The organism is Micromonospora sp. NPDC007220, from assembly GCF_040634035.1.
Lineage (GTDB): Bacteria > Actinomycetota > Actinomycetes > Mycobacteriales > Micromonosporaceae > Micromonospora > Micromonospora reichwaldensis.
Map to the genome: position 1 here is coordinate 14,411 of NZ_JBEYEU010000042.1, position 17,856 is coordinate 32,266.

16 protein-coding genes are annotated in these 17,856 nt (G+C 74.8%); 3 read left to right on the forward strand and 13 right to left on the reverse strand.

From position 1 onward, the window contains the following. Positions 1–6 precede the first annotated feature (6 nt). The 4 genes from gatA to ligA form a co-directional block, all read right to left on the reverse strand. Positions 7–1,482, reverse strand: a complete 1,476-nt coding sequence (gene gatA, locus ABZ573_RS31435; RefSeq protein ID WP_151456242.1) for an Asp-tRNA(Asn)/Glu-tRNA(Gln) amidotransferase subunit GatA — start codon at positions 1,480–1,482, stop codon at positions 7–9. Continuing rightward, the gene (gene gatC / locus ABZ573_RS31440; RefSeq protein ID WP_151456241.1) at positions 1,479–1,784 is read right to left on the reverse strand and encodes an Asp-tRNA(Asn)/Glu-tRNA(Gln) amidotransferase subunit GatC; all 306 of its coding nucleotides are present in this window, start codon (positions 1,782–1,784) and stop codon (positions 1,479–1,481) included. The genes gatA and gatC overlap by 4 nt, the downstream gene beginning before the upstream one ends. A 252-nt stretch (positions 1,785–2,036) precedes the next feature. Beyond that, entirely contained in the window at positions 2,037–4,700 is a 2,664-nt protein-coding gene (locus ABZ573_RS31445; protein WP_358122696.1) for an EAL domain-containing protein, read from the reverse strand. Positions 4,701–4,916: 216 nt separating this feature from the next. Continuing rightward, entirely contained in the window at positions 4,917–7,052 is a 2,136-nt protein-coding gene (gene ligA / locus ABZ573_RS31450; RefSeq protein WP_358122698.1) for an NAD-dependent DNA ligase LigA, read from the reverse strand. 199 nt (positions 7,053–7,251) lie between these two features. Here ligA and ABZ573_RS31455 point away from each other — a divergent pair, with 199 nt between their 5' ends. Next, on the forward strand, positions 7,252–7,782 hold the full coding sequence (locus tag ABZ573_RS31455) for a type II toxin-antitoxin system PemK/MazF family toxin (RefSeq protein WP_151456950.1): 531 nt from the start codon (positions 7,252–7,254) through the stop codon (positions 7,780–7,782). 127 nt (positions 7,783–7,909) lie between these two features. Here ABZ573_RS31455 and ABZ573_RS31460 read toward each other — a convergent pair whose 3' ends face one another. From ABZ573_RS31460 to ABZ573_RS31490, 7 genes are all read right to left on the reverse strand, one after another. Continuing rightward, positions 7,910–8,911 (reverse strand): ADP-ribosylglycohydrolase family protein, encoded by a 1,002-nt coding sequence (locus ABZ573_RS31460; protein WP_358122700.1) that lies wholly within the window; start codon positions 8,909–8,911, stop codon positions 7,910–7,912. 110 nt (positions 8,912–9,021) lie between these two features. Further along, a complete protein-coding gene (locus ABZ573_RS31465; protein ID WP_151456952.1) occupies positions 9,022–9,381 on the reverse strand; it encodes a VOC family protein in 360 nt (119 codons plus the stop codon). A 36-nt stretch (positions 9,382–9,417) separates the two neighbouring features. Then, entirely contained in the window at positions 9,418–10,422 is a 1,005-nt protein-coding gene (locus ABZ573_RS31470; protein ID WP_327030716.1) for a methionine synthase, read from the reverse strand. A gap of 95 nt (positions 10,423–10,517) precedes the next feature. Further along, positions 10,518–11,591: a tRNA 2-thiouridine(34) synthase MnmA gene (mnmA, locus tag ABZ573_RS31475; RefSeq protein ID WP_151456954.1), complete on the reverse strand. Its 1,074-nt coding sequence runs from the start codon at positions 11,589–11,591 to the stop codon at positions 10,518–10,520. Between the two features lie 227 nt (positions 11,592–11,818). Further along, entirely contained in the window at positions 11,819–12,994 is a 1,176-nt protein-coding gene (locus ABZ573_RS31480) for a cysteine desulfurase family protein (protein WP_358122703.1), read from the reverse strand. Between the two features lie 120 nt (positions 12,995–13,114). Next, positions 13,115–13,771, reverse strand: coding sequence for a class F sortase (locus tag ABZ573_RS31485; RefSeq protein WP_358122705.1), 657 nt, complete (start codon positions 13,769–13,771; stop codon positions 13,115–13,117). Continuing rightward, positions 13,768–14,598 carry a DUF4397 domain-containing protein gene (locus tag ABZ573_RS31490; RefSeq protein WP_358122707.1) on the reverse strand — a complete coding sequence of 277 codons (831 nt, stop codon included), beginning with the start codon at positions 14,596–14,598 and terminating at the stop codon, positions 13,768–13,770. Before ABZ573_RS31490 ends, ABZ573_RS31485 begins: the two co-directional genes overlap by 4 nt. Positions 14,599–14,827: 229 nt before the next feature. On the opposite strand from ABZ573_RS31490, the gene ABZ573_RS31495 reads away from it, so the two are divergent. Both ABZ573_RS31495 and ABZ573_RS31500 read left to right on the forward strand, forming a co-directional pair. Next, entirely contained in the window at positions 14,828–15,430 is a 603-nt protein-coding gene (locus ABZ573_RS31495) for a sigma-70 family RNA polymerase sigma factor (protein WP_151457463.1), read from the forward strand. Next, entirely contained in the window at positions 15,384–16,169 is a 786-nt protein-coding gene (locus ABZ573_RS31500) for an anti-sigma factor (RefSeq protein WP_151457464.1), read from the forward strand. Before ABZ573_RS31495 ends, ABZ573_RS31500 begins: the two co-directional genes overlap by 47 nt. A gap of 220 nt (positions 16,170–16,389) precedes the next feature. Here the strand turns inward: ABZ573_RS31500 and ABZ573_RS31505 are convergent, their stop codons facing one another. Together ABZ573_RS31505 and ABZ573_RS31510 are read right to left on the reverse strand one after the other, a co-directional pair. Further along, complete coding sequence (locus ABZ573_RS31505; RefSeq protein WP_358122709.1) at positions 16,390–17,349, reverse strand: electron transfer flavoprotein subunit alpha/FixB family protein; 960 nt, start codon at positions 17,347–17,349, stop codon at positions 16,390–16,392. Positions 17,350–17,361: 12 nt separating this feature from the next. Continuing rightward, on the reverse strand, positions 17,362–17,856 hold a 495-nt coding region (locus tag ABZ573_RS31510), incomplete at its 5' end, for an electron transfer flavoprotein subunit beta/FixA family protein (protein WP_358122711.1).

A 17,856-nucleotide genomic window follows, 5' to 3' on the forward strand; every position in this document is an offset into this window, starting at 1 on the left:
CCTGCCTCACAGTGCCGGTGGGGTGAACGTGCCGACGGCGCTCTCCAGCGCGGCGGCGACCCGGTACATCCGGTCGTCGGCCATCGTCGGGGCCATGATCTGGAAGCCGACCGGCAGCCCGTCGGAGAGCCCGCACGGCACCGAGATGCCCGGCCCGCCGTACAGGTTCGTCGGGATGGTGAACAGGTCGGCCAGGTACATCTGGTAGGGGTCGGCGGTGCGCGCCCCGAGCGGGAACGCCACGAACGGGGTGGTCGGCGAGATCAGCGCGTCGACCCGCTCGAACGCCGCGGTGAAGTCCCGCGTGATGAGGGTGCGGACCTTCTGCGCCTGCCCGTAGTAGGCGTCGTAGTAGCCCGACGAGAGCGCGTACGTGCCGATCATGATGCGGCGCTTGACCTCGGCGCCGAAGCCGGCCTCCCGGGTCAGCGACATGACCTCCTCCAGCGACCGGTTGCCGTCGTCGCCGACCCGCAGGCCGAAGCGGACGCCGTCGAACCGGGCCAGGTTGGAGGAGGCCTCGCTCGGGGCGATCAGGTAGTACGCCGGCAGCGCGTAGCGGAAGTGGGGGCAGGACACCTCGACGATCTCGGCGCCCAGCTTGGCCAGCGCGTCGACCGACTCGCGGAACGCCGCCAGCACGCCCGGCTCGGCGCCCTCGGCGGCGAACTCGGTGACGATGCCGAGCTTCACGCCCGTCAGGTCGCCGGTCGCGCCGAGCCTGGCGGCGGCCACCACGTCCGGCACGGGCTGCGGGATCGAGGTGGAGTCGCGCGGGTCGTGCCCGCCGATCACCTCGTGCAGCAGCGCGGCGTCCAGCACCGTACGGGCGCAGGGGCCGGGGGTGTCCAGGGAGGACGAGAACGCCACCAGGCCGTAGCGGGAGGTGCCGCCGTAGGTGGGCTTCGCGCCGACGGTGCCGGTGACCGCGCCAGGCTGGCGGATCGAGCCGCCGGTGTCGGAGCCGATCGCCAGCGGCGCCTCGTACGCGGCCAGCGCCGCGGAGCTGCCGCCGCCCGAGCCGCCCGGGATGCGGCTCAGGTCCCACGGGTTGTGCGTCGGCCCGTACGCCGAGTATTCCGTGGAGGAGCCCATCGCGAACTCGTCCATGTTGGTCTTGCCGAGCATCACCGTGCCGGCGGCGCGCAGCCGCTGCACGATCGTCGAGTCGTACGGCGGGCGCCAGCCCTCCAGGATCTTCGACCCGACGGTGGTCGGCACGCCCTTGGTGGTCAGCACGTCCTTGACGGCGACCGGCACGCCGGCCAGCGGGCCCAGCTCCTCGCCGGCGGCGCGGCGGGCGTCGACCTCGGCGGCGGCGGCGAGCGCGCCCTCGGAGTCGACGTGCAGGAACGCGTTCACCCGGTCGTCGACGGCGGCGATCCGGTCCAGGTGCGCCCGGGTCACCTCGACGGCGGAGGCCTCACCGGCGGCGACGAGCCCGGCGATCTCCGTCGCGGTCAGTCTGATCAGATCGCTCATGACGCCACATCCTCGTCCAGGATCCGCGGTACGCGGAACCGCTGCTCCTCGGCGTCGGGCGCACCCGACAGCGCCTCCTGCGGGGTCAACCCGGGCACCACGACGTCGTCGCGCAGGACGTTGGTCAGCGGCACCGAGTGCGACGTCGGCGGGATGTCCGCCGCGGTGACCTCGCCGACCTGCGCGACCGCCTGGAGGATCACGTCGAGCTGGCCGGCGAAGGTGTCCAGCTCCTCCTCCGAGACGGCTAGCCGCGACAGTCGCGCCAGGTGCGCGACCTCCTCGCGGGAGATGGCGGCCATCGGTGCCCCCTTCGTGACGGTGCTGCGGGTCGGACCGGGTGTCGGCCGCGCGGCCGAGATGCGTGACGCGCGGTGACCGGAGCGAGTCTATTGTTCCGCCCCGACGGCGCGTCCCCGACTCCCCCTCCGGCGCGGCGGGGCGCCTCCAACTCCCCTCCGAGCCCGCGCCACCGGACCGCCGGCCGGGACACGGCGCGACCGGCGCGGCGGTGCGTCGTGTGCCGACGGCCGCGCCGCGCGGGGCGGGGTGGCTCAGCGGGCGTGCCGACGGGGGATCTCCGCGTCGGGGCTGGGCGTCGGGCGGACCGGCCGGTAGCGGGCCAGCCAGCCGACCAGCTCCTCGGCCGGCATCGGGCGGGCGTAGAACCAGCCCTGTGCCGCGTCGCAGCCCGCCGCGTGCAGCATGCGCCAGGTGCGCTCGTCCTCGACGCCCTCGGCGACCACTCGCAGCCCGAGCGCCTTCGCCAGCTCGATCGTCGACTTGACGATCGCCGCGTCGTCGGCGTCCTCGGCCATCCCCAGCACGAAGGAGCGGTCCACCTTCACCTCGGACAGCGGCAGCCGCCGCAGGTGCTGGAGGGAGGAGTAGCCGGTGCCGAAGTCGTCCAACGAGATGCCCACGCCGATCCGGTGCAGCCGGGTGATGGTGGCCAGCACCCGACGCGGGTCGGCCATCAGGGCGCCCTCGGTGATCTCCAGTTGCAGCCGCTGCGGCGGCACGCCGTAGCGGGCGAGCCGGTCGGCGATCTGGTCGGCGATCTCCCCGGTGTGCAGGTCCCGCACGCTGACGTTGAGCGCCGCCGGCAGGCCCATTCCGGCGGCCGACCACTTGGCGAGCTGTTCCACCACGTCGTCCACCACCCGGCGGGTGAGCAGCCGCATCACCGCGCTCTGCTCGGCGACCCGGATCAGCTCCTCCGGGTCCACCATCCCCCGGCGGGGGTGCCGCCAGCGCAGCAGCGCCTCCACGCCGACCACCTCGCCGGTCGCGATGGCGACCTGCGGCTGGTAGTACATGGTGATCTCGCCCGCGTCGACGGCCGCAGCGGTGTCCGCGTCCCGCCGGCCGGCCGCGCCGTGCCGGGCACCGCGCCGGCCCGTCGGGGCCAGGTCGCCGCCGCGATCCCCCGCGCCGTCGTCGACGGGCGGCCCCTGCCGGCGTACGACCGCGCCGCCCTGCCCGCCGGGGTGCCCGGCGCCGTTGCGGCGGCCGGGACCGTCGCCCCGGTCGGGGCCGATCTCCCCCGCCGCCATCGTCCGGCGGCGGATCGGGTCCGCGGCGGTCACGATCCGGTTGATCAGCTCGTCGCCGGGCGGCGGACCGGGCCGCTGCCGGCGGCGGCGCAGCCGCCAGCGGCCGGAGCCAGGCGTGAGCCCGGAGCCAGGCGTGGGGCCGGAGCCAGGCGTGAGGCCGGAGCCAGGCGTCAGGCCGGAGCCGGGCGTGAGGCCGGCGACGTCGGCCGGGAGTTCGGCCCCGTCCCCGCCCCGCGCGCCGCCGGCCCGCCCGTCACCCGGCAGCCGGCCGCCCGGCGTCGGTCCCGCCGGGACGGCCACCGCCCCGTCGCCGCCCGGGGCGCCGGCACCGTCCCCGGCGGGCGGGGCGATCTCGGGACGGCCCGCCTCCAGCACCCGGCGCAGGTCCGCGAGCAGGCCGAGCCGCTCGGCGGAGTTGTGGTCGGACTCGGCCGCGTAGACCGCCACGGTGTCGTTGCGGTGCTTGGCGTCGTACATCGCCACGTCGGCGTGGCGCATCAGGGTCGCGAAGTCCTCGCCGTGCTCCGGGAAGAGCGCGACGCCGATCGAGCCGCCCACGTCGAGCGGCAACCCGTCCAGCGACACCGGCTCGGCCAGCGCCCGCACCACCCGGCCGGCGAGCTCCCGGGCCTCGTCGACGTCGGCCAGGCCGGTCATCACGATGGCGAACTCGTCCCCGCCCAGCCGGGCGACCATGCCCTCGCCGACCACGTCGGTCAGCCGCGCGCTCACCTCGACCAGCAGCCGGTCCCCCACCGCGTGCCCGAGCGCGTCGTTGACGTTCTTGAACCGGTCGAGGTCGATCAGGAGCAGGGCCAGCCGGGCGGCGGGCTCGCCGCGGGCCGCCCGTTCGGAGTGCACGTGCACCTGCTCGCCGACCTCGGCCAGCAACGCCTTGCGGTTGGGCAGGCCGGTGAGCGGGTCCAGCGAGGCGAGCTGCTGCTGCTCGACGCTGAGCCGTGCCATCCGGTAGACGGCGAACAGCGGCACCAGCACCAGCGGGATCAGCGCCGCGCTGGCCCGCGCCGCCGCGACCAGCACCGGAGCGAGCAGCAGCAACGAGCCGGTGGAGAGCAGCTCGAAGCCCAGCCCCTGCCGCAGGCTGGGCCACCACCGGTCGCCGAAGCGCAGCCGGACGGCCGTGCTGACCAGCGCGTAGTTGACGGCGAACCAGGCCACCGTCGCGCCGCCCACCGCCAGCACGTCCGTGCCGCGCAGCCGGCCGCCGTCGAAGATGCTGCCGGGCCCCAGCCAGGTGACCGCGTACGCGGCGCCCAGGGCTGTCGCGTACTGGGCGGCGTTGAAGGCGGTCCGCCACGGGGCGTGGCCCATCCGCCAGCCGGAGACGACGACGGCCACCGCCTGCACCAGGACCGCCGGGCCGAACCCCCAGCCGAGCAGGATGGCGAAGGTGAAGCAGGTGGACGGGAAGACCGCGGAGGTCTGCCGGCGCCCGGGCGGGACGAACGGGCGCGCGTCGCAGCCGACGGCCAGGGCCGCCATCACCCAGAACGCCACCGGCAGTCGCGGCAGTTCGGCCGGGAGGTCGAGCAGCGGGCGTACGCAGAGCACCGCCGCCAGCGCGGCCACCGACCAGACGAAGGCGAAGAACGGGCGTGCCCGGCCAGGCGGAACGGAGTTTCGCGAGTCCGCGGACTCCATCACACCTCCCGAGGGCTCTGTCCACGGGCGTGACCGGTCGCACGCCGTGCCACCAATGAAACGCCCTCCGTGTCTCAATGCCCGGCACGACAGTCGCGAATCGGTCGTAGTCGTAATTAAGTTGGTATCTCGACCGGGCGCCTCCCGCCGTCGCGGCCCGGTCGGTCGCCCCGTCCTGCCTGCCCCGCCGGGGCGGTGGCCGCCTCCGCCCGGTCGTCACTCCTCGGTGCGGGCGACCTCCCGGGCGGCCTCCGGGCCGGCGTCGAGCAGCACCCGGAAGCCGTCCTCGTCCAGCACCGGCACCTTCAGGCTGGCCGCCTTGTCGGCCTTCGAGCCGGGATTCTCGCCCACCACGACGAAGGACGTCTTCTTGGAGACGGACCCGCTCACCTTGCCGCCCCGGCTCTGGATCGCCTCGGACGCCTGGTCGCGGCTGAACCCGGGCAGCGTGCCGGTCACCACGACCGTGAGCCCCTCCAGGGGACGCGGCCCCTCGTCGACCGCCTCCTCCGCCATCCGTACGCCGGCCTCGCGCCACTTGCGGACCAGCTCGCGGTGCCAGTCAACGGCGAACCACTCCCGGATGCTCGCCGCGATCGTCGGCCCGACGCCGTCGACAGAGGAGAGCTCCTCCTCGCCGGCCCGGTCGATCGCCTCGATGGAGCGGAAGTGCCGGGCGAGCGCCTGCGCGGCGGTGGGGCCGACGTGCCGGATGGACAGGCCCACCAGCACCCGCCACAGGTCGCGTTCCCTGGCCACGGCCAGGTTGTCCAGCAGCTTGACGGCGTTGCTGCCGAGCGTGCCGTCCTTGTTGACGAAGAAGGGCGAGCGCGCGAGCTGCTTCTCGTCCAACGAGAACAGGTCGCCCTCGTCGGTGATCACCTGGGCGTCGAGCAGCGCCGCCGCGCCCTTGTGGCCGAGCGCCTCGATGTCGAACACCTTGCGGCCGGCGAGGTGGTAGACCCGCTCGCGCAGCTGACCGGGGCAGGTGCGCGAGTTGGGGCAGCGGATGTCGACGTCCGCCTCCTTCGCCGGGGCGAGCGGCGTGCCGCAGGCCGGGCAGGTGGTCGGCATGACGAACGGCCGGGCGTCGGCGGGACGCAGGTCGACCACCGGGCCGAGCACCTCGGGGATCACGTCGCCGGCCTTGCGCAGCACCACGGTGTCGCCGATCAGGACGCCCTTGCGTTCGACCTCCCGGGCGTTGTGCAGGGTGGCGTAGGCGACGGTGGAGCCGGCCACCTTGACCGGTTGGAGGACGGCGCGCGGCGTGACCCGGCCGGTGCGTCCGACCTCGACGTCGATGTCGAGCAGCTTCGTGTTCACCTCCTCCGGCGGATATTTGAAGGCGATCGCCCAGCGCGGCGCCCGGCTGGTCGAGCCGAGCCGACCCTGGATGGAGACCGGGTCGACCTTGACCACCACGCCGTCGATCTCGTGCTCGACGTCGTGCCGGTGCTCGGCGTAGTGGGCGATGTATTCCGCGACACCGGCCAGGTCGGGCACCACCCGCCAGCGGTCACTGGTCGGCAGCCCCCACGCCTTCAACGCCGCGTAGGACTCGGACTGCGTGACCGGCTGGAAGCCACGGCGGGCGCCGATGCCGTGCACCACCAGGCGCAGCGGCCGGGAGGCGGTGACCCGCGGGTCCTTCTGGCGCAGGCTGCCGGCGGCGGCGTTGCGCGGGTTGGCGAACGGCGGCTTGCCCTGCTCGACCAGGCCGGCGTTGAGGTCGGCGAAGGCCGCCACCGGGAAGTAGATCTCGCCCCGGACCTCGACGAACTCGGGCACGTCGCCGAACTCGGCCGACGTGGCGAGCTGGCCCGGCACGTCGCGGATGCTGCGCACGTTGGCGGTGACGTCCTCGCCGGTGCGGCCGTCGCCCCGGGTCGCCGCCCGGACCAGTCGCCCGCGCTCGTAGGTGAGGTTGATGGCGAGCCCGTCGACCTTCAGCTCGCACAGGTAGGGAACCGACCCGCCCGCGTCGCGCTCGACCCGCTCGGCCCAGGCCGCCAGCTCCTCGTCGGCGAAGGCGTTGTCGAGCGAGAGCATCCGCTCGGCGTGGGCGACGGGGGTGAAGTCGGTGGAGAAGGTGCCGCCGACCCGCTGCGTCGGCGACTCGGGGGTGCGTAGCGCCGGGAACTGCTCCTCCAGCTCCTCCAGCTCCCGCAGTTGCCGGTCGAACTCGGCGTCGGGGATGGTCGGCGCGTCCAGCACGTAGTAGCGGTACTGGTGCTCCGTCAGCTCCTGGCTGAGCGTGGCGTGCCGTTCCCGGGCGTCGGGGGTCGGTTCGGCGCCGGCCGCCGCCTCCTGTGCCGGAGTGACCTGCTGGGCGATGGTTTCCTCGGACACCGTGCGACCTCCCGTGATTCCGCTACCTCGGCACCGTATCGGTCCGGTGGGACAATCCGCCGGCCACCCGTCGCGCCCGATCGGCGCGGGGGCCCCGGCCGTGCGAGGATCGCCGGACGGCGGGGCCGCGGGGGCGGATCCGCTCCGCCGTCGAACCCGCGGCGTCCGCGCCGCGCCCACTGACCAGGCGGGGGTACGGATGCCGGAATGGCTGCTCTGGGCGGCGGTGATCGTGCTGGCCGTGGCCGCCGGCTGGGCGTGGAACGATCGGCGGCGGGGCGGCCGTGACGCCGCTCCGCGTCCGCCCCGTCGACCGGGCACCCGGCCCGGCCGCCGGAGACCGTCGGGCGGTCCCGGCCGGTCCACCGCGCCGCCCCGACCGCGTACCGCCGAGCGGTCTCCCGCCGGGGCGCCGCGTCCCGGCGAGATCTGGTGGGCCGACGTGCCGTACGCCGACGGCACCGGCTCGAAGGTGCGGCCCTGCCTGGTGCTGCGGACCGACGACGGGGGCGCCGACGTCCTGAAGATCACCAGTCAGGACAAGAGCGCCCGCGACGACCACATCCGCATCCCGACCCGCGAGTGGGACCCCGACGCCGACCACGACAGCTTCGTCGACCTGGCCGAGCCGGCGCACGTCCCGCTCGCCGACTTCTCCCGCCGTGCCGGCGACTGCGACCCCGTCCTGTGGCGTCGCATCCGCCGCCTCCCCCACCTGCCGGGCGCCTGACCCGCACCGAACGGGCGACCGTGCCGGGCGCCTGACCCGCGTTGCAGCGTGGCCGCCGGCGACGGTGGCGGCCCGCCGTCCGGGGCGGCCGCGCCGCCGGTGCCGCCGGCCGGGGAAGCTTCGCGGGTCAGTCCCAGGCGCGGGCCAGGGTGGTGAGCTGGTCGGCGTACTCGATGCGGGCGGCCCACGGGGCGGGCCAGGCCGCCATGCCCAGCGCGGTGCCGACGAAGGCGCCGGCCAGCGCGGCGATCGAGTCGGAGTCGCCGGCGGTGGTGGCGCCCCGGGCCAGCGCCGCCACCGGGTCGTCGGCGTGCCGGATCGCGCAGAACAGGGCCGTGGCCAGCGCCTCCTCGGCGATCCAGCCCTCGCCGGTGTGCCGGCACGGGTCGCCGCCGTCGTCCGGGGCGGCCAGCGCGGCGTCGAGGCGACCGAGGACCGCGAGGCACTCGTCCCAGCCCCGGGCGATGAAGTCCTCCGGCGCGTCCACGCCGGGGCGCTGCCACAGGTCGTCGAGCCAGTCGGCGCGGTAGACCCGCCGCTGGTCGCGGGCCCGGTCGACGAGCAGCCGGGGCAGCTCCGCCAGCGCCGCGCCGTCGCGCAGCAGCCGCACCGCGTACGCGGTCAGCTCGCTGGCCGCGAGGCCGGTCGGGTGGCCGTGGGTCAGCCCCGCCTGGAGCTGGGCCAGCCCGGCGAGGGTGTCGAGGTCGACGTCGACCAGGCCGACCGGGGTGACCCGCATGTTGGCCCCGCAGCCCTTCGAGCCGGCCACCGTCGCCTCCTGCCAGCGCACCCCGCGCTCCAGTTCGGCGCAGGCCCGTAGGCAGGTCATGCCCGGCGCCCGGTTGTTCTCCGGGCTGGCCGCCCAATCGAGGAAACGCCTCCGCAGCAGCGGCTCGACCGCCTCCGGGGTCGGCGCCGGCGCGTCGTGCAGCGCCCAGCCGACCGCCAGCGCCATCTGCGTGTCGTCGGTCACCAGCGCCGGGTCGCCGGCAAGGTCACGCGGGCCGGCCGGCCCGTAGCGGCGAACGATCTCGGCGACGGTCAGGAACTCGGTCGGCTTGCCCAGCGCGTCACCGTAGGCGAGGCCGAAGAGGGAGCCGGCGGCCCGCCGGAGCGAGGTGTCGATCATTCCCGCGATCATGCCGCCCGCCCGCAACCCGCACCACTCGACGCCGTCGCCGGCACCCGCCACCCGGCCGCGAGGGCGTGCCGGACCGCCCGGAGCGTGACGGGCCCGGGTCAGTCGGAGAAGACCAGGCAGAAGGGGTGACCGGCCGGGTCGGCGTAGACCCGGAAGTCGTCGCCCTCGCCGGGCAGCCGCCGCGCGCCGAGCTCCAGCACCCGCTTCTCGGCCACCTCGACGTCCGCCACCTGCACGTCCAGGTGGAACTGCTGGGGGCGCTCCGGGTCGGGCCACGTCGGCGGGCGCAGGTCGGGTGCCTTCTGGAAGGCGAGCCGGTGCCCCGAACCGGCGATCACGACCCAGCCGTCGTCGCTGGCGTCGCCGTCGAGGGGCAGGCCCAGCAGCTCCGCGTAGAAACCGGCCAGGGCCCGGGGGTCGGGGCAGTCGATGACCACGGTGCGCAGTTGTCCGATCATGTCGGCCTTCCTGCCCCGCCCGTACGACGGCAAACGTCAGTCCTCGGCGAGCCGCCGACCCGCGTCCCGGCAGGCGGCGAGCACCGCGCGCGCGTACTGCCCGGTGGCGTTGGCGAGGCCGCAGGCCGGGGTCACCACGACCTGCTCGGCAAGCTGCCGGCGGGGGAACCCGAGGCGGTCCCAGAGCTGGCGTACGCGATCGGCGACCTGCGCCGAGGTCGGCGCGCGACCGGCGGCCGACGGCGTGGTGGGCACGGCGCCGGCCAGCAGCCCGAGCCCCGCGTCGATCGCCTCGCCCAGCGGATCCAGGTCGGTGACGAGGCCGAGGTCGAGGGCCACGCCGACGGCGCCGGTCGAGCGGATCAGCTCCAGCGGCACGTTCGGCGCGCAGCAGTGCACCACGGTCGGCACCCCGGCCGCCTCGACGACCGTACGCAGCAGCGACGCGGCGACGCTCGGATCCACGGCCCGGTACGCGCCGAGCCCGCTCTCGGTGGGCACCCGCCCGGCGAGCACCGTCGGCAGCGACGGCTCGTCGAGCTGGAGCAGCACGGTGGCGCGCGGCAGCCGGCGGGCGACCGCCGCCACGTGCCCGCGCAGCCCCTCGGCGAGCGAGTTGGTGAGGTCCCGGACCGCGCCGGGATCGCGCAGCATCCGGCCGCCGATCGGCAGTTCCAGGGACGCGGCCAGGGTCAACGGGCCGCCGACCTGGATCTTGACCGGCCCCGCGTACTCCTCGGCCTGCTCGGCGAGCTGGTCGAGGTCGCGTTCCATCAGGTCGCGGGCGCGGCGCACGTCCCGTCCCGGGCGCGGCGCGATCCGCCAGCGGGCGGCGTACAGCTCCACCGGCAGCTCGACCAGCAGGCCGGCGGTCCGGCCGATGAGGTCGGCGCCGGGGCCCCGGCCCGGCAGCTCCGGCAGGTGGGGCAGGGCGGGAAGCTCGCCGAGGACGACCCGCTGCGCCTCGGCGATGTCGGTGCCGGGAAGCGAACCGATGCCGGTCGCCGCGCCGGCCGGCCAGGGCCACACCTGATCTGCCACGGCCGAAGACTATCCGGTACGCGGACGCCGGCCGCCCGGGACCGGACGGGGACGCTCTGCCGACGCCCGCGCCGGAGGCACGTTCCCGGTCCCGGTCAGCCGGCGATGGTGGCGGAGCCGAGCACGACGTCGCCGGCCGGGTCCGGCCGGTACGCCACGACGGCCTGGCCGGCGGCCACCCCACGGACGGGGCGACGCAGCTCGGCGCGCAGCCCGTCGGCCGTCAGCTCGACCGTCGCCGGCACCACGTCCCCGTGTGCCCGCAGCTGCACCTCGCACTCCAGCGGCGCGTCGGGGCGCGGGCCGCCCGTCCACACCGGACGCTCGGCGCGCACCCGGGAGACCTCCAGCGCCTCGGCCGGGCCCACGGTCACGGTGTTGGTCTTCGGCGTGATGGAGAGCACGTAGCGGGGCCGGCCGTCCGGCGCCGGACGGTCCAGGTGCAGGCCACGCCGCTGCCCGACCGTGTACGCGTACGCGCCGGTGTGGCTGCCGACCACCGCGCCGGTGGCGGCGTCCACCACCTCGCCGGGCGCCTCGCCGAGCCGCTGGGCGAGGAAGCCGCGGGTGTCCCCGTCGGCGATGAAGCAGATGTCGTGCGAGTCCGGCTTGTCGGCCACCGCCAGCCCCCGCCGCGCGGCCTCCTCGCGGACCTGCGCCTTCGTCGAGTCCCCGAGCGGGAAGATCGACCGGTCCAGCTGCTCGCGGGTGAGCACCGCCAGCACGTACGACTGGTCCTTGGGCAGGTCGACGCTGCGGCGCAGCAGGCCGTCGGCGCCGAGCCGGGCGTGATGGCCGGTGACCACGGCGTCGAAGCCCAGGGCCACGGCCCGGTCCAGCACCGCGGCAAACTTGATCTTCTCGTTGCAGCGCAGGCAGGGGTTCGGCGTACGGCCGGCCGCGTACTCGGCGACGAAGTCGTCGACCACGTCCTCGTGAAACCGGTCGGCCATGTCCCAGACGTAGAACGGGATGCCGATCACGTCGGCGGCCCGCCGGGCGTCCCGGGAGTCCTCCAGCGTGCAGCAGCCGCGCGCGCCGGTGCGATAGGTCTGCGGGTTGCGGGCCAGCGCCAGGTGCACGCCGGTCACGTCGTGTCCCGCCTCGACGGCCCGCGCCGCCGCGACCGCCGAGTCGACCCCGCCCGACATCGCCGCCAACACCCTCACCGGCTCACTCCCTTCGCCCCACCGACCCTATCCCCGCCCCATCCCCACCCACCCACCCCGCCCACCCGCCACGCTGCTCCCCCACCCACCCGCCCTCCCCGTCCTCCCGCCCGCCTCGTCGATCATGGAGTTGTGGTGGTGGGCGAATGCCGCGAAAGGTCACGGTTCGGGCGCCACAACTGCATGATCGGCCCACGGGTGGGGCGGGGGTGGGAGGGGAAGGAGGGTCAGCGGGGGGTGCGGAGGGCGGCGGCGCGGCGGGCGCGCTCGACGGCCGCCGGGAGGGCGGCGATGAGGGCGTCGACGTCGGCGGGGGTGCTGGTGTGGCCGAGGGTGAAGCGCAGCGAGGAGCGGGCGCGGTCGTCGTCGGCGCCCATGGCGAGCAGCACGTGTGAGGGCTGGGCCACCCCGGCGGAGCAGGCGGAGCCGGTCGAACAGGCGATGCCCTGCGCGTCCAGCAGGAGCAGCAGGGCGTCGCCCTCGCAGCCCGGGAAGGAGAAGTGCGCGTTGCCCGGCAGCCGGTCGGTCGGGTCGCCGTTGAAGACGACCTCGGGCACCGCGTGCCGGACCCGCTCCACCAGGTCGTCGCGGAGCGCGGCGACGCGGGCCGCGTACTCCTGCTGGCCCTTGACCGCCGACTCCACCGCGACCGCGAAGGCCACGATGCCGGCGGTGTCGAGGGTGCCGGAGCGCACGTCGCGCTCCTGGCCGCCGCCGTGCAGCAGCGGGGTGGCCGACACGTCGCGGGCGAGCAGCAGGGCACCGACCCCGGCGGGACCGCCGAGCTTGTGCCCGGTGACGGTCAGCGCGGCGACCCCGGCGGCGGAGAAGTCGACAGGCACCTGCCCGACCGCCTGGATCGCGTCGGTGTGGAACGGCACCCCGTGCTCGGCGGCGACCGCGGCCAGCTCGGCGACCGGCTGCACGGTGCCGACCTCGTTGTTGGCCCACATCGCGGTCACCACCGCGACCCGGTCGCCATGGGCGGCCAGCTCGGCGCGCAGCTCGTCGGGGCTGAGCCGGCCGTCGGCGTCGACGGAGAGCCAGCCCACGCCGGCCCCCTCGTGGTCGACGAGCCAGTCCACCACGTCGAGCACGGCGTGGTGCTCGACGGCGCTGGAGACCACTCGGTCCCGCCGGGGGTCGGCGGACCGGCGGGCCCAGAAGATGCCCTTCACCGCGAGGTTGTCGCTCTCGGTCCCGCCGCCGGTGAAGACGACCTCGGAGGGCCGGGCGCCCAGCGCGGCGGCCACCCGCTCCCGCGACTCCTCCACCCGTCGCCGGGCGCGGCGGCCCGCCGCGTGCAGTGAGGACGCGTTGCCGACCTCGCGGGCGGTGGCGACGTACGCCTCCAGTGCCTCGTCGAGCATCGGAGTGGTCGCCGCGTGATCCAGGTAAGCCATCACGGTTCAGCCTACGACCGCAGCCGGACCCGGCGGAGGCCGGAGTAGGCCGTGCGGGGCCGGGGCGGGAGGCGTGCGCTCCCGTCCCGGCCCGCGCCCGCGTGGAACCGGCGATCCGGGTCAGGCCGGCACGGCGGTGACCACGATGTTGTCGCGGTACCGGCGTGCCTCGGCGTCGAACGGCCCGCCGCAGGTGATCAGGGTCAGCCGGGGCTTGCCGTCCCGGGCGAAGTAGCGGTCGAGGGGGATCTTCGTCTTCCGGTACTCCTCCCGGGCGACGACCCGGTACTCCCTGCGGACGCCGTCGCCGCCGGTGGCGGTGAGGGTGTCGCCGCGGTCCAGCTCGCGGAGCCGGAAGAAGGCGCCCTCGCCCTGGGTGGCGCTGTCCACGTGCCCGGCGACGACCACCGACCCGGCCTGCGCCTCCAGCCCGGGGCCGTGGCGGTACCAGCCGATCCGGTCCACGCTGGGCGGCACCTCGAACTCGCCGGTCGCGCCGTTGACGCCCACCGCGTCGACCGTGGCGGTGACGTCGATGGCGGGGATGACCAGCCGTACGGGCGGGACGGTCCGCGTACCGCCGGGCAGCCCGCCCCGGGTGACCGGCACCGACGGGCCGGCGGCCGGCGGGCTCGCAGTGGCGCCGGCCAGGTCGGCGGCCTCGGTCGCCCCGACGTCCCCGGCCGGCCGGGAGCCGCAGGCGACCACGGTCGCGACGGTGAGCGCGGCGACGCCGGCGGCAACGGCCGCCAGCGCCCCGCGGTGGCGCACCGTCACCGGCGACCGGTCCGGGCGGTGGCCACCCGCGCCCCGCCGCCGACCAGGAGCAGCACGCCGGCGCCGGTCAGCACGTACCACCAGGTGTCCACGCCGGTGCCGGCCCGGCCGCCGTCGCCGCTGGGCACGCCGGCCGGGGCCGAGTGCAGGCCGGTGATGGTCTGCGCCACGACGTCGAGGTTCTTCGCCTCGGCCGAGCCGATGGCGTACACGATCGTCGCGGTGCCCTCCTTGAGGTCGAGGTCCGCCGGCCCGATCGCCACGGTGTCGGTGCCGGCGAGCACCACGTCCGCCTTGACGGCGCCCGCGTCGACGTCGCCCTTGGCCTCGTTCGGGTTGGTCAGGTCCTCGAAGACGGGGGTGCCGCCGGCGCGCACGTCCACCGCCGGGGCGGCGGCGGTGTGCCGGACGATCAGCCGGGCCTTGCCGGCGGCCACCTTGCCGGTGTCGTTGACGAACGGCGTGATCTTCGGCTTGCCGGCGGCGTCGAGGTGGGCGGCGAGGCTGATGTTGGCGCCGCCCGGCACCGCGGCGTCGTCGACGCTGAGGATGGCCTGGGCGATCGGCTCGCCGGGCTTGGTGAGGGCGATGTCGTACGCGCCCTCCTCGAGGTTCAGCGGGCCGGCCACGTCGCCGGGCTTGAAGTTGTCCAGCGTCTTCTCGCCGTTGACGTACACGTCGACCGGGGTGTCCGGGATGCCGTGCACGACGGAGACCTTGGACGTGGCGGCGTACGCCGGGGTGGCGGTGAGGGCGCCGGCTCCGGCGAACGTCAGCGCGGCGACCGCGCCGCCCGCGGCGACCCGACGGAAGTACGAGAGCTGCATGTCTGCCTCCTGATGATTGGTGCTGGTTCGTCAGGCCTGGTGTGCAAAACGAGTTACGCCCGGTCCACCGCCGCCGGATGCGACCGGAGGCAACTTCTTTTCGCCCGGCGGAGCCGCATCCGAGAGCCGCCCGCGGAGCGAAGAGCTGCTGAGACCAGACCGACCGGAGGTGGGGGCGATGGCTGTGGGAGCTACAGTCGGGCATGCCCCCTGGAAGGCGAGCCGCCCTGTGACAGCGGCACGGCAGGAGCCGTACCCACCCGAGGACGACCTCGCCGCCCGCTTCCGTGCGGGCGACGAACGGGCACTGCGGGAGGCGTACGACCGGTACGGCCGGGCGGTCCTGCACCTGGCCACCAGCACGCTGGCCAACCGCAGCGACGCGGAGGACGTGACCCAGACCACCTTCGTCGCCGCCTGGCTGGGGCGGGAGACCTTCGACCCGGCCAAGGGTTCGCTGGTCGGCTGGCTGCTCGGCATCGGCCGCCGCAAGGTGGTCGACCGGCTGCGAGCCTCCGCGCGGGAGACCCGGGTGGTCGATACGGTCCGGCAGCTGCCGGAGTCGGCGCCGACCGGCCCGGATCCGGACACGGTGGTCGACCGGCTGGTGGTCGCCGACGAGCTGGCCCGACTGCCCGACGACCAGCGGCGGATGCTGGAGTTGGCGTTCTTCGACGACCTGACCCACCAGCAGATCGCGACGGTGACCGGGGTGCCGCTCGGCACGGTCAAGAGTCACATCCGGCGCGGCATGGCGAGCTTGAAACGCAGATGGGAGGTGGACGGTGCCGCACCTGGACCACGACCGGCTGGTCTTCCTGGCGCTCGGTGAGACCGAGGCGGACGCCGGAGAGAACACCCACCTCGACACCTGCGCGCACTGCCGGGCCGAGATGGAGACCCTCCAGCACGTGGCCGGCCTCGGCGCCGACGCCCAGGGCCTGCACGACCTGCCCGATCCGCCGGAGCACGTCTGGCAGGGCATCGTCACGGAGATCCGCGCGGCGCAGACCCTCCCGGCGCTGCCCGGGCCGCGCGCCGAGCGGTCGCCCGACGAGCGCCCCTCGGGCGAACGGCCGTCCGACCGGTCGGGCGGGGTGCTCCTCGCGCCGAGGCGTGGGCGCTGGTCGCGCTGGGCCGTGACCGCCGCGACGGCGGTGGCCGCCGCCGCGATCGGGGTCGTCGGCACCGTCGCCGTGCTCGACGCGACCGGGTCGACGCCGGAGCCCGCCCCGCAGCGGGTGGTGCTGGCCAGCGCGCCGCTGAAGGCGTACGGGGAGACGCCGCCGGACGCCAACGGCAAGGCCCGGGTCTTCGACGACGGCCGGCTGCACCTGCACCTGGCGAATCTCCCGGACGTCCCGGGGTACTACGAGGTGTGGCTCATCGACCCGCGGACCATGAAGATGTTCTCGGTCGGCGTGCTCGGCGACGCGACGGACGAGTTGCTGCCGTTGCCGCCGAACGTGGACCTTGAGGCATACTCGGTTGTCGACGTCTCCGCCGAGACGTACGACAACAACACCGCCCACTCCGGCAAGAGCCTGGTGAGGGGCACCCTGACGGGCTGATCGGCGGGCCGGCTCAGCTCCCCGGCCCGCCGATCAGCTCCCATCGCCGGCCCCGGCCGGCGGTTCCCGCGGGCTCAGCCCCCGATGGTTCGGTGCCCATCCTCTGGCCGCCAGTCGCGTCTGGGGCCAGCTTGCGGCGGCTCGTTCCGGCGGCCGGAGAAACGGCGAGGGCCGGAAACCGTCGCCACGGTTCCCGGCCCTCACTCGGACGGACGTCAGCTCACTTGCGCTTACGGATCTCGTCCGCGGCCTGCGGGACGATCTTGAACAGGTCGCCCACCACACCGAAGTCGGCCAGCTCGAAGATCGGCGCCTCGCCGTCCTTGTTGACCGCGACGATCGTCTTCGAGGTCTGCATACCCGCCCGGTGCTGAATCGCGCCCGAGATACCGAGCGCCACGTAGAGCTGCGGGGACACCGTCTTGCCGGTCTGACCCACCTGGAACTGGTGCGGGTAGTAGCCGGAGTCCACAGCCGCGCGCGACGCCCCCACGGCGCCGCCGAGCAGGTCGGCCAACTCCTCGACCAGCTTGAAGTTGTCGGCGTTACCCACACCACGACCACCGGAGACCACGATCCCGGCCTCGGTCAGCTCCGGACGCGAGCCCTTCTGCTCGGCCACCCGGTCGACGACCTTGGCCAGCTTGTCGGTGTCCGCCACCGCGACGGTGAGCTGCTCGACGGCCGGAGTGGCCGCCGCCGGGACCGGATTCACCGAGTTCGGCCGGACCGTCACCAGCGGCAGACCACGGGTCACCTTCGACTTCACGATCGTGGAACCGGCGAACGCCACCTGCGTGGCCGTGCCGTCCGCGGCCAAACCGACCACGTCGGTCAGGATGCCGTTGTCCAACTTCACCGCCAGCCGGGCAGCGATCTCCTTGCCCTCCTGCGACGACGCCAACAGCACCGCCGCCGGCTGCACGCGCGAGACCAGCTCGGCCACCACGGTCGCCTTCGGGGCCACCAGGTAGCCGTCGATCTCCTCGCTCTCGGCCGCGTAGATCTTCTCCGCGCCGTACTCACCCAACTTGGCGCTCAACGCCTCCGCGGCACCGGGGCCACCGAGCACGACCGCGCTCGCCGTGCCCAACTCGCGGGCGAGGGTGAGCATCTCCAGGGTGACCTTCTTGACGCCGAACTCCCGAGTGGCTTCGACGACGACCAGAACCTCAGACATGACCCCAACCCCTCACACGAACTTCTCGGTGGCGAGGAACTCGACCAGCTTCACGCCGCCGTCGCCCTCGTCGGTGACCTTCGCCCCACCGGAACGCGGCGGACGCTTGGTGTGCTCCAGCACGGCGCTGGTCGCGCCCTCGAAGCCCACCTCGGCCGGGGCGACGCCGAGGTCACCCAGGGAGAGCGTCTGCACCGGCTTCTTCTTCGCCGCCATGATGCCCTTGAACGACGGATACCGCGGCTCGTTGATGGTGTCCCACACCGACACCACGGCGGGCGCGGTGGCCGTGACCACCTCGTAGCCCTCCTCCGTCTGCCGCTCCACCGTCAGGCTGGAGCCGTCCACGGTGAGCTTGCGGGCACCGGTCAACGCCGCGATGCCCAGCCGCTCGGCGAGCATGTGCGGCATCACCTGCACCCGGCCGTCGGTCGACTCGCTGCCACACAACACCAGATCGGCGTTCAACTGACCGAGCGCGGCAGCGAGGACCTTCGACGTCGCCAC

Bases quoted from the DNA above. Each gene is read 5' to 3' on its own strand.
- gatA (WP_151456242.1), bottom strand. From the start codon at position 1,482: ATGAGCGATCTGATCAGACTGACCGCGACGGAGATCGCCGGGCTCGTC.
- gatC (WP_151456241.1), bottom strand. From the start codon at position 1,784: ATGGCCGCCATCTCCCGCGAGGAGGTCGCGCACCTGGCGCGACTGTCG.
- ABZ573_RS31445 (WP_358122696.1), bottom strand. From the start codon at position 4,700: ATGGAGTCCGCGGACTCGCGAAACTCCGTTCCGCCTGGCCGGGCACGC.
- ABZ573_RS31455 (WP_151456950.1), top strand. From the start codon at position 7,252: ATGCCGGAATGGCTGCTCTGGGCGGCGGTGATCGTGCTGGCCGTGGCC.
- ABZ573_RS31460 (WP_358122700.1), bottom strand. From the start codon at position 8,911: ATGATCGACACCTCGCTCCGGCGGGCCGCCGGCTCCCTCTTCGGCCTC.
- ABZ573_RS31465 (WP_151456952.1), bottom strand. From the start codon at position 9,381: ATGATCGGACAACTGCGCACCGTGGTCATCGACTGCCCCGACCCCCGG.
- ABZ573_RS31480 (WP_358122703.1), bottom strand. From the start codon at position 12,994: ATGGCTTACCTGGATCACGCGGCGACCACTCCGATGCTCGACGAGGCA.
- ABZ573_RS31490 (WP_358122707.1), bottom strand. From the start codon at position 14,598: ATGCAGCTCTCGTACTTCCGTCGGGTCGCCGCGGGCGGCGCGGTCGCC.
- ABZ573_RS31505 (WP_358122709.1), bottom strand. From the start codon at position 17,349: ATGTCTGAGGTTCTGGTCGTCGTCGAAGCCACTCGGGAGTTCGGCGTC.